The 15,804-nt window shown below is 71.9% G+C and carries 8 protein-coding genes; 3 read left to right on the top strand and 5 right to left on the bottom strand.

The window, feature by feature from the left end:
* The first annotated feature begins 37 nt into the window (after positions 1–37).
* The 3 genes from ACPUER_RS10230 to ACPUER_RS10240 are packed head-to-tail and all read left to right on the top strand — an operon-like array spanning position 38 to position 2,885.
* Complete coding sequence (locus ACPUER_RS10230) at positions 38–880, top strand: ferritin family protein (RefSeq protein ID WP_175959330.1); 843 nt, start codon at positions 38–40, stop codon at positions 878–880.
* A gap of 47 nt (positions 881–927) precedes the next feature.
* Positions 928–2,589 carry an AMP-binding protein gene (locus tag ACPUER_RS10235; RefSeq protein WP_279610689.1) on the top strand — a complete coding sequence of 554 codons (1,662 nt, stop codon included), beginning with the start codon at positions 928–930 and terminating at the stop codon, positions 2,587–2,589.
* Between the two features lie 23 nt (positions 2,590–2,612).
* The gene (locus ACPUER_RS10240; protein WP_175959332.1) at positions 2,613–2,885 is read left to right on the top strand and encodes a phosphopantetheine-binding protein; all 273 of its coding nucleotides are present in this window, start codon (positions 2,613–2,615) and stop codon (positions 2,883–2,885) included.
* A 48-nt stretch (positions 2,886–2,933) separates the two neighbouring features.
* Here the strand turns inward: ACPUER_RS10240 and ccrA are convergent, their stop codons facing one another.
* From ccrA to ACPUER_RS10265, 5 genes are all read right to left on the bottom strand, one after another.
* Positions 2,934–4,148: a crotonyl-CoA carboxylase/reductase gene (gene ccrA / locus ACPUER_RS10245; RefSeq protein ID WP_310137423.1), complete on the bottom strand. Its 1,215-nt coding sequence runs from the start codon at positions 4,146–4,148 to the stop codon at positions 2,934–2,936.
* A 34-nt stretch (positions 4,149–4,182) separates the two neighbouring features.
* Positions 4,183–5,442, bottom strand: a complete 1,260-nt coding sequence (locus ACPUER_RS10250) for an MFS transporter (RefSeq protein ID WP_175959334.1) — start codon at positions 5,440–5,442, stop codon at positions 4,183–4,185.
* Between the two features lie 160 nt (positions 5,443–5,602).
* The gene (locus tag ACPUER_RS10255; protein WP_310137418.1) at positions 5,603–6,085 is read right to left on the bottom strand and encodes an avidin/streptavidin family protein; all 483 of its coding nucleotides are present in this window, start codon (positions 6,083–6,085) and stop codon (positions 5,603–5,605) included.
* Positions 6,086–6,209: 124 nt separating this feature from the next.
* On the bottom strand, positions 6,210–13,364 hold the full coding sequence (locus ACPUER_RS10260; RefSeq protein WP_425131019.1) for an SDR family NAD(P)-dependent oxidoreductase: 7,155 nt from the start codon (positions 13,362–13,364) through the stop codon (positions 6,210–6,212).
* On the bottom strand, positions 13,364–15,804 hold a 2,441-nt coding region (locus ACPUER_RS10265), incomplete at its 5' end, for an SDR family NAD(P)-dependent oxidoreductase (RefSeq protein ID WP_425131020.1). The genes ACPUER_RS10260 and ACPUER_RS10265, both read right to left, overlap by 1 nt.

Genomic DNA, 15,804 nt, shown 5'->3' on the forward strand with positions numbered 1-15,804 from the left:
TCGACGTTCGAACCGCGCTTTCAGGAGATCCAGCATCATGGCCCTTGCCAGCATGTCCCCGTCGTCCCGCGCCGAGCCCGGCAGCCCTGAGTCCGTGCTCGGCAGCGCGCGCTTCTACCATCTGTTCGACCAGGCCGAATCGGTGCGCTGGAAGATATCGGACCTGCCGTGGGAGCGGCTCGACCATTCGCTCGTCTCGGACGAGCTGCTGGACGTGGTCACCGAGATTGCGATGTCCGAGCTGACCACGTGGTCGGCCTCGCGGATGTTCCTCGAGAAATTCCACGACGACGTCGATTTCACGCAATGGGTATCCGTCTGGATGTACGAGGAGACCAAGCACCCGTACGTGCTGATGCGCTGGCTCGAGCTGGCCGGGCGTTCGTTCGACGCGGACTTCGTCGCGTCCGGGCGCGCGACCGAGCCGTTCATCCGTTCACGCGTCGGCACCCTCGTGATGAACATCCTGTCCGAAATCGAGGCGTCGTCGATCTACATGCGGCTGTCGAAGGCCGTACGGGAACCCGTGCTGAAGACCATCACGCGATTGCTGTCGTCGGACGAGGCGCGCCACTCCGGCAGCTTCTACGTGTATGCGAGCAAGATGATCGCGTGCTCGAATCGGCCGCGCACGGAACGGATCGAGGCGCTCAAGGTCCTGTACTTCTGGCTCACATCGCTGCGCGACGTGCAGCACCCGGTTGCAATCGTGTCGCGCCTCGTGTCGGGCCTGTCCCGGGAGTCCGACGAACTGCCGGGCGTCGACGATCGCGGGCTGATCGATGCGCGGATGCGCTCGGTCATCGGCACGCTCGTCGGCATCTCGCTCGACAGCGCGGACGACGTGATGGAACAGATCCGCCGGCTCGCGCTCGGCTGAAGCGCCAGGTTCGCCGGTTTTCACGCAATCTCATCCTCCTTCGCCACATGACACCCGAATCGATCGTAGAGGTCCTGCAACAGCACGCGGCATCCCGCCCGAATCAGCTCGCGATGCAGCACTACGACGCGCACCTCGAACCGATCGCCGGGTTGACCTACGGCGATCTCGTCGTGTCGATGCAGAAAACCGCGGCCCGGCTCGCGGACCGGGTTCGGCCCGGCGACACCGCACTCGTCGCGATGAAGTACGGCATCGACTACCTCGTCGCCCTGCTCGCGATCCTGTCGCTCGGCGGCGTGGCGATCCCGGGCATGCCGGCGAACCGCCGCTCGTCGCAGCGCCTCGAAGCCATGCTGCGGGTCGGGCAGTCGGTCGCGATGCTGCACGACGGGCTGAACGATTTCACCGAAGGCATCCTCGCGCGCCACGACGTGCATGCGCTGGACCTGTCCGCGCCGGCGCAGGCCGGCGGGACCGTGCCCCCCGTGCGGCGGATCCCGGGCGAGGCCGCCGCGCTGCTGCAGTTCACTTCCGGCTCGACGGCGACGCCCAAGGGCGTGCTCGTCTCGCACGCCAACATCGTCGCCAACCAGATCGCGATCGCGAAACACTTCGGCCATCGCGACGGCCTGCGTCTGCTGGGCTGGCTGCCGCTCTTTCACGACATGGGCCTGATCGGCAACGTGCTGCAGCCGCTGTTCCTCGGCGGCACCGCGCTGATGCAGTCTCCGCTCGACGTCGTGTCGAAGCCGGCGAGCTGGCTGAAGCTGATCGAGCGGACACGCGCGCACACGAGCGGCGGCCCGAATTTCATCTACGACATGTGTGTGCGGCGCGTGTCGGCGGACGAAGCGGCGAGCCTGGATCTGAGCGCATGGGAAACCGCGTACAACGGTTCGGAACCGGTGCGACGCCACACGCTGGAGCGATTCGCGGAAAAATTCCGCGCATCCGGCTTCAGGGCCACGTCGATCTTTCCGTGCTACGGGATGGCCGAAGCGAGCCTGTTCGTCTCTGGCCACCGCTTCTTCGGGACGGATGGCGGCACGGCGGCGCCGGCGACGGATTCCACGGGTACGCTTGTATCGTGCGGCCCAATCGATGCGGAGACGACGATCGTGGTCGCAGATCCCGTGTCGCTCGCGCCGCTCGACGATGGCTCGACCGGCGAGATCTTCATCTCCGGACCGTCGGTGGCGAGCGCCTACCGAGACGAATGCGGCATCCGGACCGCGCCGTTCGCATACCGCTTCGCGGCCCACGAGGGCCGGCTGTTTCACCGCACGGGGGACCTCGGCAAGATCGAACGCGGGCAACTGTTCGTGACCGGGCGCCGCAAGGACACGATCAAGATTCGCGGCGTCACGTATCACGCCGAGGACGTCGAAAGCATCATCGAGCGTGAGTGTCCGCAGATCGACGATCACACGGTCTGCATCGTCGGCCTGCCCGCCGCGAACGGGGACGAGACGGTCGCGGCCGTCGTCGAGATCTCGCGAACGACCGCCTCGTCCGCGCGAAGCACGCTGGTCTCGCAGATCCGCGAGGCCGTCTCGCTGCACGCGGGCGTCAGCGTCGCGAGGGTCTGCTTCGTCCTGCGCGGCTCGTTGAGCCGGACGTCGAGCGGAAAATTCATCAGATCGCTATGCAGGGAAAGCCTCGCCGACGGAAGTCTGGCGATCATCGATGAACTTCAGGAAGTGTAGCCACCAAACCAAGGAGCGGGAGAATGACTGAACGTGAACAGATGACGGAAAAACTGGCGGCGGAACTCGCGCGCCTGCTTGACGTCGAGAAGCTGGACACCAATGCGACGATTGCCGGCATGGGCTGGGATTCGATGATGCTCGTCGAGCTGGCGATCGCCGCCGAGGTCGTCTATGAACGGCGCATCGACCTCGAGAAGCTGCAGGTCGATTTCGACATGAAGCTCGGCGACATCTTCAATAAGGTGGACGAACTGATGCGCGAGACGGAACCTGCCGGGCCGGTCGCGGAATAGCCGTCACCCGCCCGGGCGCGGGCGGGCCCCTCGCCGCCCGCCGCGGCGTCAGGCCGGCGCGCCCACCAGGATCGCGGCGTTGCCGGGAGGCAGCCGGTTCTGCGCCATCAGCTCGTGCGCATCCGGCAGCGCATCCCATGCGAACGTGCGGGACAGGCACGGCTCGACCTTGCCGCGCTCGACCAACCGGTTCGCTTCGGCGGCCTGCTTCATGTGCGCGAAATGGGAACCCTGGATACGCTTCTGGTGCATCCATACGTAGCGGGCGTCGAAGGTCAGCTTGTAGCCGGTCGTGCTACCGCAGAACAACACCGTGCCGCCGCGCTTCACCAGGTAGCACGACAGCGGGAAAGTCGCCTGCCCCGGATGCTCGATCACCACGTCGACGTTCTCCCGCCGCCCGAGGCAATCCCAGATCGCCTTGCCGAAGCGCCGCGCCTCGCCGAGCCACGCGTCGTAGCGCGGCGTCTGGACGTCGGGCAACTCGCCCCAGCAGTCATACCGGCTGCGGTCGATGACGCCCTTCGCGCCGAGCCCGGTCACGAATTCGCGGCGCGCTTCGCTGGACACGACGCCCACCGCCTCCATCCCGCTCAAGCGGCAGAGCTGCACCGCGAACGCGCCGACGCCGCCCGCGGCGCCCCACACCAGCGCGGCGCCGCCCGGCCGCATGCCCGGCGCATGCTGGCCGAACAGCATCCGGTAGGCGGTCGCGAGCGTCAGCATGTAGCAGCCGGCCTCGGCCCAGCCCAACCCGGCCGGCTTCGGCAGCAGCTGGTTCCGATGCACGCGCGTGTACTGCGAGAACGAGCCGTCCGGCGTCTCGAACCCCCAGATCCGCTGGCTCGGCGACAGCATCGGATCGCCGCCGTTGCACTCCTCGTCGTCGCCGTCCACCTGATTGCAATGCACGACCACGTGGTCGCCGACCGCCCAGCGCCGGACGTTGCGTCCGACCGCCCAGACGATGCCCGACGCGTCCGAGCCGGCGACGTGGAACGGATGCCCGTGAATGCCGAGCACCGATTGCGGCATGCCGGCCGCCGCCCACACGCCGTTGTAGTTGAGCCCCGCCGCCATCACGTAGACCAGCACCTCGTCGTCGCCGATCGTCCAGACCGGCACCACTTCCCTCTGGAACGCGCGGTGCGGCGGCCCGTGGCGATCCGCGCGAATCGTCCACGCATGCATGAGACGCGGCACGCCACCGAGCGGCGGCATTTCGCCGATGTCGTACAGCGCCTTGATCGTTTCCCGGCTCATGGTGTCTCCTTCGTTGTTGTGCGTACGCGCCGTGTCACGGCTGCGTCGAGCGTTCGGCGCGCGGGGCGGCGCCCTGGACCACGACGTGCACGCGCGTCGCCGCGCGCCGGGCATGGCGGTTGGCCGCCAGCGTGACGATCAGCGCGGCCAGTTCGCACAGCCCGCCGATCGCGCCGATGTCCGCCACGGAGCTGTACGCGACGATGAACGACCCGAGCGCCGCGCCGAGCGCGAAGCCGAGATACGTGAACGACGAATTGAGCGACAGCGAGACCGGCGCGACGTCGAGGCCGGCGATGCCGATCAGCTTGGTCTGCTGGGCCGGGTTGAACGCCCAGCCGGCCGCGCCCCACGCGGCGATCGCGACCAGGATCGCGACGCGTGCATGCGCCGGCTCCAGGTGCAGCGCGCTGGCGGTCAGGCTCTCGTACGACAGCATCATCACGACCAGGCAGACGATCAGCACCTTGCCGCTGCCGAGGCGGTCGATCGCACGGCCGCTGATGAACACGCCGATGCCGGCGAACACGCCGTACAGCAGCAGCACGGCGCCGACTTCCGCGTCGCTGAAGCCGGGGCGGCCCGTCAGGAACGGCGCGAGATACGGGTAGATGGTCCAGATGCCCGCGGCCCACAGGGTCGTGATGAGCAGCGTGACCAGCACGGCGGGCTGCCGCCCGACTGCCACGCGCTGCGCGAGCGACGGCACCGACAGGTTCGCGCCGATCCCGCGCGGCAGGCCCGCCACCACCCCGAGCGTCACGATCGCGGACAACACGCCGATGCCGGCGAATGTCGCGCGCCAGCCGAAGTGGCCGCCGATCCACGCGCCGAGCGGCACGCCGAGCGCGACGGCGATCGTGATCCCGCCATGGACGGTCGCGAGCGCGCGCCCCCTGCGCTCCGGCGCGACGAGCGAGCCGGCGAGCGCATTTGCGCTCGGCATGTACAGGCCGGCCGACACGGCCAGCAGCACGCGCGCGGCCAGCAGCGACAGATAGCCGGGCGACGCGCAGGCCGCGAAGTTGGCCGCGGAGAAGCACAGCAGCGCGACGATCAGGAAGCGCCGTCGATTGACCCCCGCGCTGACCGTCGTCAGGATCGGCGAGCTGATCGCATAGGAGATCGAAAAGACGGTGACGAGCTGCCCCGCCGCCGCGAGGCTGACGGACAGATCCTTCGCGATGATCGGCAGCAGCCCGGCGAGCATGAATCCTTCGGTGCCGATCGCAAAGGCGCCCAGCGCCAGGAAATACAGCGATGCGTTCTGTTTCAGTTCGGCGGCTGACGCCATGAAATCGTCTCCCTGCTGATGAATCCGGATAGTGGGCGCGCTCGCGCGCCGCCGGTGTTCGCCCGCGCCGGCCTGACGGCGCGGCGCGGGGAAACCGGGTCTGCATGGTGCCGCGCCACGGCGGCGCGCGCCCGCCTGCTGCTTGCGCGGGCGCGTTGCTTCAACGCGCGGTCGACGAGCTGGACGGGCTGAATACGTCCTGGCCCGTCTGCACGTGGCTCCACGTGAACTGCGCGTTCGACTGCGCGAAATGCCACAGCGCGGAAATGGTCGGCACCTGGTTCTGCGTGCGGCACAGACCCGACCACGACGTCACCGTGCCGTAGTTGCCCCAGTTCACCGCGAACGACACCAGCGTGACGTTGTCCAGGCCGTTCTGCGCCGGTGCGGTGTTGGTCCAGCCGACCAGCGGGAATTGCTGGCCGCTCGTGCCCGACGGCGACCGGTAGGTACCGGTGATCGCGCCCGTCACCGGATCGACCGACTGGATGTTCATCGTCGAGCCAAGCTGGTTGCCCCACGAGCCGACCAGGCTCGCGCACGACGGCGTGCCGGCCCAGGCCGGCGCCGGCATCATGCCCAGCATGAGAGCGGACGAGGACAGCGCACCGACGGTCGCGAACGACATGAGCATCTTTTTCACTTTTTCATCTCCTTGGTCATGAATGTGCGGATCGTTGCTCCCCGCTGCCGCTCCGCACGAACGGCAGCGTTCGCCTGCAATTCGGGTGCCCCCGCCAGTCCCGGCCGGGCGCACGTCACCGACGTCAGGCCGGCTGGGCCAGCGCGAGCCGCGCCAGCACCACGTCGACCACGCTGCGGGGCGCGTCCTTCACGAAGTAATGCCCTCCGTCGATCTCGCGCACGTCGACCGCGCCCGCGAAGTGCTGCCGCCACGCGTCGATCTCGGCGGCGGTGACGACGTGGTCGTGCATGCCGCCGAGGATCGTCGCGGGCACCGCCAGCGGCGCGCGCCCCTCGTGGACATAGGAGTTCAGCAGCGCGATCTCGGCCCGCAGGCTGGGCAGGAACACGTTCAGCAGTTCGCTGTCCGCGAGGACCTGTTCCGGAATGCCGCGCAGGCGCTTCAGCCCCTCGATGAATTCCGCTTCCGGCAGGCCCGCGATGTCACCGACAGGGTTGTGCAGGTGCGGCGCCGGATACGCGGCCAGGAACAGGTGCTCCGGTGCGGGCGCCCCCGCGTCGCGCAACGCATGCGCAAGCCCGAACGCCAGCAGCGCGCCGAGGCTGTGCCCGTAGATCGCGTACGGTGCGTCGAGACGCGGCAGCAGCGCATCGCGCAACGCGTCGACCAGCGCCGGATAGCGGGAATGCGCCGCTTCGGCGTGGCGCGGCGGCCGGCCCGGAAGCTGCAGCGCCTGCAGTTCGATCTCCTCGGGCAAGTGCCGGATCCAACCGGAAAACACCGAGCCCAGGCCGCCGAGGAACGGGATGCAGAAGATCCGCAGACGCGGCGCGCGCGACGGCCGCGGCACGAGAAACCACTTGCCCGCCTCCGCCGCCGGCGCGGCAACGGTCTGCGCCGGCGGCGTCGCATCGGCCGGACGGTCCGATGCGCCGAGCTGCTGCGTCAGGAACTCGGCGAGCGCGTCGATCGTCGGATGACGCCACAGCACCGCGGACGACAGCGGCAGGCCTACCTCGCTCTCGATCCGGTTGCGCAGTTCGAGGCCCGTCAGCGAATCCAGCCCGGCCTGCGGAAAGGTCGTCGCGGGCGTCAGCGCGGCTTCCGGCACCCGCAGCACCGCGGCGGCATGCCGGCGCAAAAGGGCCTGGATCAGCTCGCGCCGCATCGCCGGCGGCGCGTCCTTGAGGCGCGCCTGCGCCGCGCCGTGGCCCGGCCGCGCGGCGGCGCCGTCGCGCACGATGTCGAAGCGAGGCTGCGCCGCCACCGCGGGCGACGCGTCGAGCCAGCGCGCGGCGTCGAACGGGAACACGCCGACCACCGGCTCGTCGCGCTTCATCAGCATGCCGAGGTAGCAGTGCGACTCGCCGGTCGTCAGGCTGGCCGCGCCACGCTCCGCGAGGCGCGCGCCGCGGTCGCCGCGGGCCGCCGCAAGACCGGCGTCCGAGAACGGTCCCCACTGGAGGCTGAGCGCCGGCAGGCCCTGCCCGCGCCGCCACGCGGCGAGCGCATCGAGGCACGCGTTCGCCGCGGCATAGCTCGTTTGCGACGGCGAAGGCAGCAAGGCCGCCGCCGACGAATAGACGACGAAATGATCGAGTGCGCGCCCGGCGGTCAGCTCGTGCAGGTGCCATGCGGCGTCGGCCTTCGGGCCCAGCACGCGCCGGTACGCGTCCGGCGTCTGGGTGTCGACCAGCGCGTCGTTCAGCACGCCGGCCAGGTGATACACGCCGCGCAGCGGACCGAAGCCGGCGTCGATCGCGTCGAGTTCGCGTGCGAGGTCCGCGCGCGACGCCACGTCGATCGCGACCGTCCGCACCTCGGCGCCCTGCCGCCGCAATTGCTCGGCCTGCGCCTGCGCCGCCGCGCCCGCGGCCGAGCGCCCCATCAGGACGATCCGCCGCGCGCCGTTCGCGACCAGCCAGCCGGCGAGCGCCGCGCCGAGGCCGCCGGTGCCGCCCGTGATCAGGTGGGTGCCGCGCAGCAGCGGCGCCGGCCCGCCCGGCTCGGCGACGACGAGATCGGGGTCCTGCATGGCCAGCGCCAGCTTGCCGACGTGCTGCGCCGCCGCCATCTGCCGGAACGCGTCGGCGGCACGGGACACCGGCAGCACCGTGGTCGGCAGCGACGCGAGCTCGCCCTGCGCGAACGCGTCCAGCACCCGCCGGAACAGCGCGGCGAACTGCTCGGGCCGTTCCCGCTGCAAGCCGCCCAGGTCGATCGCCACGAAGCGGAGCCGCTTCTTGAAGTGGCGCATCGACAGCCGGCCGTCCTCGTAGATGTCTCGCTTGCCCAGCTCGAGGAACCAGCCGTCGGCGGCCAGCACCCGCAGGTTCTGCTCGATCGCCGCGCCCGCGAGCGAATTGAGCACCACGTCGACCCCGCGCCCGCCGGTCGCGTCGAGCGTCGCGCGCTCGAACGTCGCGTTGCGCGAATCGAACACGTGCCGCACGCCGAGCTCGCGCAGCAACTGGCGCTTGGCTTCGCTGCCGGCCGTCGCGATCACCTCCGCGCCGAGCGACAGCGCGAGCTGCACGGCCGCCAGCCCCGTGCCGCCCGTCGCCGAATGGATCAGCACGCGCTGCCCCGCGCGCAGCGACGCGACCTCCTTCAGCGCGTACCACGCGGTCATCGATGCGATCGGCAACGCGGCCGCCTGCGCCGCCGACAGCGTGTCGGGCTGCGGCGCCACCAGCGCCGCGTCGACGCACGCGTGGCTCGCGAAGCAGTGCGCGCCGATCGCGACCACCCGCTGCCCGACCGCCACGGTCGACACGCCCGGGCCGACGCGCGACACGACCCCGGCGCATTCGCTGCCGAGTGCGACCGAGCGCTCGTCGTCGGCGAGGAAGAAGCCCATCGCACGCATCACGTCCGCGAAATTGAGCGCGGCCGCGTCGATCTCGATTTCCACCTCGCCGGCCCGCGGTTCGACGCGCGGCGTCGCCCGCAGCTTCATCGAACCCAGCACGCCCGGCCGGTCGATCTCGACGCGATAGGGTTCGCCGGCCAGCCGGCTGCCCGGCTCGCGCTCTTCGCCGAGCGGCCGGCGCGCCAGCCTGCCGACCCAGCGCGCCGCGCGCAGCGCGACTTCCGTTTCGGCGGACCCGCCGGCAAGCTCGTCGGCCAGCCGCTCCGCCTGCGCGTGCGCGTCGCACGGATCGACATCGATGCACCGCACGTGCCATTCCGCGTGCTCCGCCGACAGCGCGCGCGCCAGCCCCCAGAGGCCGGCATCGCCCAGTGCCGCCCGGGCCGGCGCGGACTGGCCGGCGACGGCCTGCGCGCCGGCCGTCACGAAGCTCAGGCGCGGCGCCTCGCGGCCGTCGAACGCGGCAAGGACGGCCTGCACGAGGCGGAGCGCATCGATGCTCGCCCGCATCGCCGGATCGCCGCCAGCGTCGCCCGCGAGCGCACGCTCGACGCTGTCGCCGATCCAGACGATCGAGCGCGTGCCGTGCCCGTCCGATTCCGCCCACGCGCGCAATGCGACCGCCGGAAACGGCATGCCGTCGTCGGGCATCCAGTGCAGCAGCGCCGCGCCGCCGAGCCGCGCCCGCAGCCGCTCCAGCCACGCGCCGGATGCGTCGCGGCAGGCGGCCACGATCAGCCAATCGCGCGGCGCGGCTTGCGCCTCGGCCTGCAACAGCTGCTCGATCCATGCCTGGCCATGCAGCCAGCGCCCCTGCGCGGGCAGCGCCGCGTCGGCGCGCTCGGGGCTCAGCGCACGCAGCCCGACGATTCGCGCCACCACGCGGCCCGCCGCGTCCCACACGACCAAATCAGCCGTCGACGCGTCGCCGTCGAGCGTGCGCACCCCGTGCACCCAGGCGGGCGCGCCCGCGCCGGCGGCGATCGTCGCCCGTTCGACGGAGACCGGCACCCGGGCCGGCTCGCCGTGCCGGAAGCCGAGCCACGCCAGCCCGTGCAGGCATGCATCGAGGTTGAATGCGTCCGGCTGCGCGGCGCCGCCGTCGGCCAGCCTCGCGACGAACGCATCGTCCGCCCACCAGAGCCGCTCGACGCAGCGAAACCGCGGCCCGTATTGCAGCCCCATCCCGTCGAGCGCGTCATACAGCGTCGCGCAGTCCACCTCGTCGCGCATGCGCGCCTGCGCGTCGGCAAACCCCGGCTGCGCGCCGTCGTCCGCCGGGCCGCTCGCGCGGGTCAGGCGGGTCACGCGGCCGCCCGCATGCTCGACCCAGCGGTCGTCGCGCTCGCTGTCGCGACTGCTCACGCGCCAGCCGGCCGCGTCGGGCGATTCGTCGACCAGCACGAGCTGCAGCGGCCGCGGCTCGGTCGCGTCGTCAGGCAATGCCAGCACTTGCCGGAACACGACGTCGGTGACCGCCAGATCCTGGTCCGGCCAGCGCGCCAGCGCGGCCTGCAGCGCCAGCCGCAGGAACCCCGTGCCAGGCAGCAGCGCGCTGCCGTCGATGCGATGCTGCGCGACGAGCGGATGCCCGACGCCCAGCCAGCCGTCGGCCACCAGGGTGCCGGCCTGGCACGCGATCGCGCGCGCGGCGCCGAGGATCGCGTCGGTGTGCCCGTCCGCGCCCGCCGCGCGCCGATAGGCGGGCAGCGGAAACTCGACGTGCTCCCAGCTGCGCGGCGGAATCTCGGCCACCCGGCCGGGCGCGCGCTCGACGTCGAGGCGCGCGCCGTGCGCGAACAACCGGCCGGCGGCCAGCAGCGCCGTGCGTGCCTGCGGGGCATCGTCGTTCATCGCGCATGCGACGCAGCCGTCGACGCCCGCCTGTGCCAGCGCATCCTCGATGGAGGCGCTCAGCGCCGGACGGGGCGAGATTTCCAGGAACAGCCGGTAGCCGCGCGCGATCAGTTTTTCGAGCGTCGGGTAGAGCAGCACCGGTTGCCGCAGATTGGCGGCCCAGTAGTCGGGCGTCAGCGTCGCGCCGTCGATCTCGTCGGCCGTCACCGTCGAATACAGCGGGATCTCCGCCGCGCGCGGCGAAATGGCGGCCACCCCGGCCTTCAGCGGCGCGAGCAGCGGCTCCATGAACGCGCTGTGCGACGCGTAGTCGACCCGCAGCCTGCGGCAGAACACGCCGCGCGCCTGCCACGCGCCGACGAGCGCATCGATCTCGGCTTCCTCGCCGGACACGAGCGTCGACGCCGGCCCGTTGCACGCGGCGAGGGTCACGGCCCGGCCTTCGGCCGCGACCTGCGCCTCGACTTCCGCGCGGCTCATCGCGAGCATCGCCATCGCACCACCCTTTGCCGAGACGCCGAGGCGGCTGCGCTCGCATATGATGCGCGCGGCATCGTCGATCGACAGCGCGCCGGCGACGGCCGCCGCGCTCACCTCGCCCATGCTCTGCCCGACGACCGCGTCGAAGCGCACGCCGAGCGCCCGCAGGTGGGCGGCCAGCGCAACCGCGACCGAGAACAGCAGCGGCTGGACGGTGGCCGCGTCGAGCGCCGCGAAGGCCGCTTCGCCGGCGGCGAGCGCGTCGCGCATCACGCGCCCCGAATGGCGCTCGACCGCCTGCGCGCACGCGTCGAATCCACGGGCGAACGCGGGGCTCGTCGCGATCAGTTCGCGCCCCATCCCGACCCATTGCGCGCCTTGCCCGGAAAACACCGCGACGACGCCGCGCTCGCCGGGCAGCCGCTCGCCGCGCATGACCTCCGCCGGCGCCGCGCCGTCCGCGAACGCGTTCAGCTGCGCCGCGAGTTCGGCCGCGTCGCAGCCCGCGACCGCGATGCGCAGCGCGCCCGGATTGCGCCGTGCGCGTGCCGTGTGGCAGAGCTCGCGCCACTGCGCGGGCGCATCGGCGAGACGGCGCGCGAAGCGCCGCGCCTGGTCGTGCAGCCCCGCCTCCGACGCGGCGCTCAGGAACACGGCATCCGCGTCGCCGGGCAGGGGCGCCGCGGCCTCGGCGGGCGACGGCGGCTGCTCGATGAGCGCGTGCGCGTTCGTGCCGCTGAAGCCGAACGAGCTGACGCCCGCGATCCGGCTGCCGGACGGGTTGAGCGGAAACGGCGTGGGCACCGTCGGCACCTGCAGCCGCTCGGCCTCCCAGTCGAAATGCGGATTGAGTCCGTTCAGGTGCAGGTTCGGCGGAATCGTCGTGTGCCGCAGCGCGAGCACCGCGCGCAGCAGCCCGGCCAGTCCCGCGCCCGCTTCGAGGTGACCGATGTTGGTCTTCGCGGAGCCGACCCACAGCGGTGACGCGCGATCGATGCCGTAGGCCGCCGCCGCAGCGGAGAGTTCGATCGGATCGCCCAGCTCGGTCCCGGTGCCGTGCGCCTCCAGGTAGCCGACGTCGCTCGGGCTCAGTTTCGCGCGCGACAGGCACGCGCGCAGCAGCTCGGTCTGCGCGAGCCGGTTCGGCGCGGTCAGCCCGTTGCTGCGCCCATCCTGGTTGAGCGCCGTCTCGCGCACCGACGCGAGGATCCGATCGCCATCCCGCAGCGCATCGCCCAGCCGCTTCAGGACCAGTACGACGCAACCTTCGCCGCGCACGTAGCCGTCCGCGTCCGCCGAGAACGCGCGGCACCGCCCGCTCGGCGACAGCGCATTGAGCTTCGCGAGCGCCACCGAGGATTCCGGGCCGGCGCTCACGTGCACGCCGCCCGCGAGCGCGATGCGCGTCTCGCCCTTGCGCAGCGCCTGGCATGCCAGGTGCAGCGCGACCAGCGACGACGAGCAGGCGGTGTCGATGCTGAGCGCCGGCCCCTGGAAGCCGAACGTGTAAGCGAGCCGCCCGGACGCGGTGGCGAGCGACGCGCCGGTTGCCGAGTAGGTGTCGGCGGACTCGGTCGCGAACCGGTGCACGAAATCGTTCGCGCAGATCCCGACGTAGACGGCGGTGTCGCTGCCACGCAAGCCGTCGATGTCCAGCCCCGCGTGGTCGAGCGCCTCGTACGACACTTCGAGCAGTTGGCGCTGCTGCGGCTCCATGCGCTCCGCCTCCCGCGCGGAGAGGCCGAACGCGGCCGGATCGAAACGGTCCGCGCCGTCCAGCACGGCCATCGCGTCGCTGTATACCTTGCCCGCCGCATTGCGATTCCGGTCGAACAGGCCCGGGGCGTTCCAGCGCGCCTCGGGCAGCCCGGATACCGCATCACCGCCGCTTGCCAGCAGCGCCCAATAACTGTCGAGATCGACGACGCCGCCCGGCAGCCGGCAAGCCGCCCCGACGATCACGATCGGCTCCGAGCGCTCGCGCTCGACCGCCTCCAGCTTGAGCCGGCTGCGTTCGAGCGCCGACAGCGCGCGCAACAGCGAAGCATCAGCACCCATTGCCGTCATCACAGATGTCCTTCCAATGCAGAGATTTCCCGTTCGAGCCGGGCGACCAGTTCGTCCGCGGACAGGTCGGTCCGCGCGGCCGGCGCGGGCGCTGCGCCCGTCTTGTCCGTCTTGTCCGTCTTGTCCGTCTTGTCGTCGTCGCCCGCCAGCGCGGCGAGATGCGCGGCAAGCGCCTCGATGCTCGGGTAGTCGAACGCGATCGTCGGCGCGAGGCGCCGGCCCGTGAGCGCGCATAGCTCGTTGCGCAGTTCCATCGCCATCAACGAATCGAGGCCCAGGTCGCGCAACGACATCCGCACGTCGAGCCGCGTCGACGGCCGGGTGCCGGTCACCTTGCGCACCGCCTGCTCGACCAGCGCGCGCGGATCGACGTCGCGCTCCGGCGCGGCGGCGGCCGGCGACGATGCGGCCGGCTGGCTCCCGACGTCCGCCAGCAGCGACGGGCGCACGACGCGCGCCTGCGCGAGCGTCGCCCAATCGGCCGCGATCACCGCGACCTGGCTGTCGGGGGCGCGCAGCAGCCGCGCGAGGCTGGCCATGCCGCTCGCCGGCTTCAGCAGGAACTGGCCTTGTGCGCGCAGCCGGCGCAGCGCGGGGGCCTCCATCGAGCCCGCCATGCCGGCGCCGCTCCAGCCGCCCCAGTTGACGGCAAGGGCCGGCAGGCCGAGGCGGCGGCGGTGCTGGACCAGCGCGTCGAGATAGCCATTGGCCGCCGCGTAGTTGCCCTGGCCCGCTGCGCCGAGCGTCGACGCGATCGACGAGTAGACGACGAAGAAGTCCAGCGGCGCCCGCGCGGTCCGCTCGTGAATCCAGCGTGCACCGTCCGCCTTGGGCGCGATCACGCGGCCGTAGCGCATCTCGTCGAGCGCGCTCAGCGGCGCGTCGTCGAGCGTGCCGGCGGCGTGCAGTACGCCCCGCAGCGGCGGCCAGCCGTCCGCGAGCGCGGCGAACAGGCTGTCGACATCCGCCTCGACGCCGACGTCGGCAGGCGTCCAGCCGCACCGCACGCCGCGCGCCGACAGGTGTTCGAGCAGCGCGTCGAGCGCCGCGTTGCGGGTGCGCGAGGCCAGCATCAGGTGCCTGGCGCCGCGCTCGACCAGCCATTGCACGGCTTCCCGGCCGAGCGCGCCGCTTGCGCCGGTGACGAGGTAGGTCGCGCCGGCCGGCAACGCATCGGCGTCGTCGGCGGCGACGCGCAGCACGACCTTGCCCACGTGACGGCCCTGCGCCATCGTGCGGAACGCCGTGCGAGCGGCGCGCAGCGGATGGACCGTGCGCGGCAGCGGCTGCAGCTCGCCGCGCGCGAACATCGCCTGCAGCTCGCCGAACAGCGCCTCGATCCGGTCGCCCGGCACGTCGGCGATGTCGAACGGCAGGTAGCGCGCGCCCGGATGATGCGCGGCGACGCGCGCCGGCGGCCAGATCTCCGCCTTGCCCATTTCCAGGAAGACACCCGACGGGCACAGCGCGCGCAGGCTTTCCGGGATGAAGTCGCCGGTCAGCGCGTTGAGCACGGCGTCGACGCCGCGGCCGCCGGTTCTCGCGAGAATCTCGTCGGCAAATCCCAGGCTGCGCGAATCGAAGCGATGCTCGACGCCCAGCCGCTCCAGCACACCGCGCTTGCCCGCGCTCGCGGTGGCGAACACCTGCACGCCCATGCGTTGCGCCAGCTGGACCGCCGCGAGGCCGACGCCCGTGGCGGCGGCGTGAATCAGGATGCGCTGGCCGCGCGCGAGACCGCCGAGCGTCGTCAGCGCATGGTGCGCGGTCAGGAAGGCGACGGGCACGGTGGCCGCCGCCTCGAACGACCAGTCGTCGGGCATCCGCGCCACGTAGCGGGCGTCGACGACCGCATGCGACGCGAAGCTCCCGTCGGCCATCGCCATCACGCGGTCGCCGACCCGCAGCGTCGTCACGCCATCGCCGATCGCGGTAACCACACCGCTCAACTCGCCGCCGATGCCGTTCGCGCTCGCCGGCAGCTTGCCGAGCACGCGCAGTACGTCGCGGAAATTGAGGCCGGCGGCGCGCACCGCGATCGCGACCTCCCCGCGCTCCGGCCGCGGCGTCGCGCAGGCGGCCAGCGCCAGCGACTCCAGCCGGCCGTCGGCCGCCGCCGCGAGCCGGTACGACGCCGCGGACGGCACGGCAAGGCTGTCGTCGCCGGCAGCCATCCGCAGCCGCAACGCGTAGCGGCGCGCACGCAGGCACACATCGGTCTCGCCGTCGGTGCGCCACAGCTCCGGCCACAGCGCGTCCGCCGCCGCGTCGTCCGGCAGGCCGCGCGCCAGGTCGACGTTGGTGCAGCGCAGGTCCGGGTACTCGACCGCGAGCGTGCGCCCCAGCGCCGCGATCGCGCCGGCCGCCGGCACGCCCGTCTCCGGATCTTCGGCCGGCGACCACGCGCCCGCGGTCACGAGCCAGAGCTTGAACCCCGGCG

This window comes from Burkholderia sp. DN3021 (assembly GCF_049805555.1).
In the GTDB taxonomy this organism is placed as follows: domain Bacteria; phylum Pseudomonadota; class Gammaproteobacteria; order Burkholderiales; family Burkholderiaceae; genus Burkholderia; species Burkholderia pyrrocinia_C.

Excerpts from the sequence above, each read along its gene's own strand:
- ACPUER_RS10230 (WP_175959330.1), top strand. The coding sequence starts at position 38 with ATGGCCCTTGCCAGCATGTCCCCGTCGTCCCGCGCCGAGCCCGGCAGC.
- ACPUER_RS10235 (WP_279610689.1), top strand. The coding sequence starts at position 928 with ATGACACCCGAATCGATCGTAGAGGTCCTGCAACAGCACGCGGCATCC.
- ACPUER_RS10240 (WP_175959332.1), top strand. The coding sequence starts at position 2,613 with ATGACTGAACGTGAACAGATGACGGAAAAACTGGCGGCGGAACTCGCG.
- ccrA (WP_310137423.1), bottom strand. The coding sequence starts at position 4,148 with ATGAGCCGGGAAACGATCAAGGCGCTGTACGACATCGGCGAAATGCCG.
- ACPUER_RS10250 (WP_175959334.1), bottom strand. The coding sequence starts at position 5,442 with ATGGCGTCAGCCGCCGAACTGAAACAGAACGCATCGCTGTATTTCCTG.
- ACPUER_RS10260 (WP_425131019.1), bottom strand. The coding sequence starts at position 13,364 with ATGACGGCAATGGGTGCTGATGCTTCGCTGTTGCGCGCGCTGTCGGCG.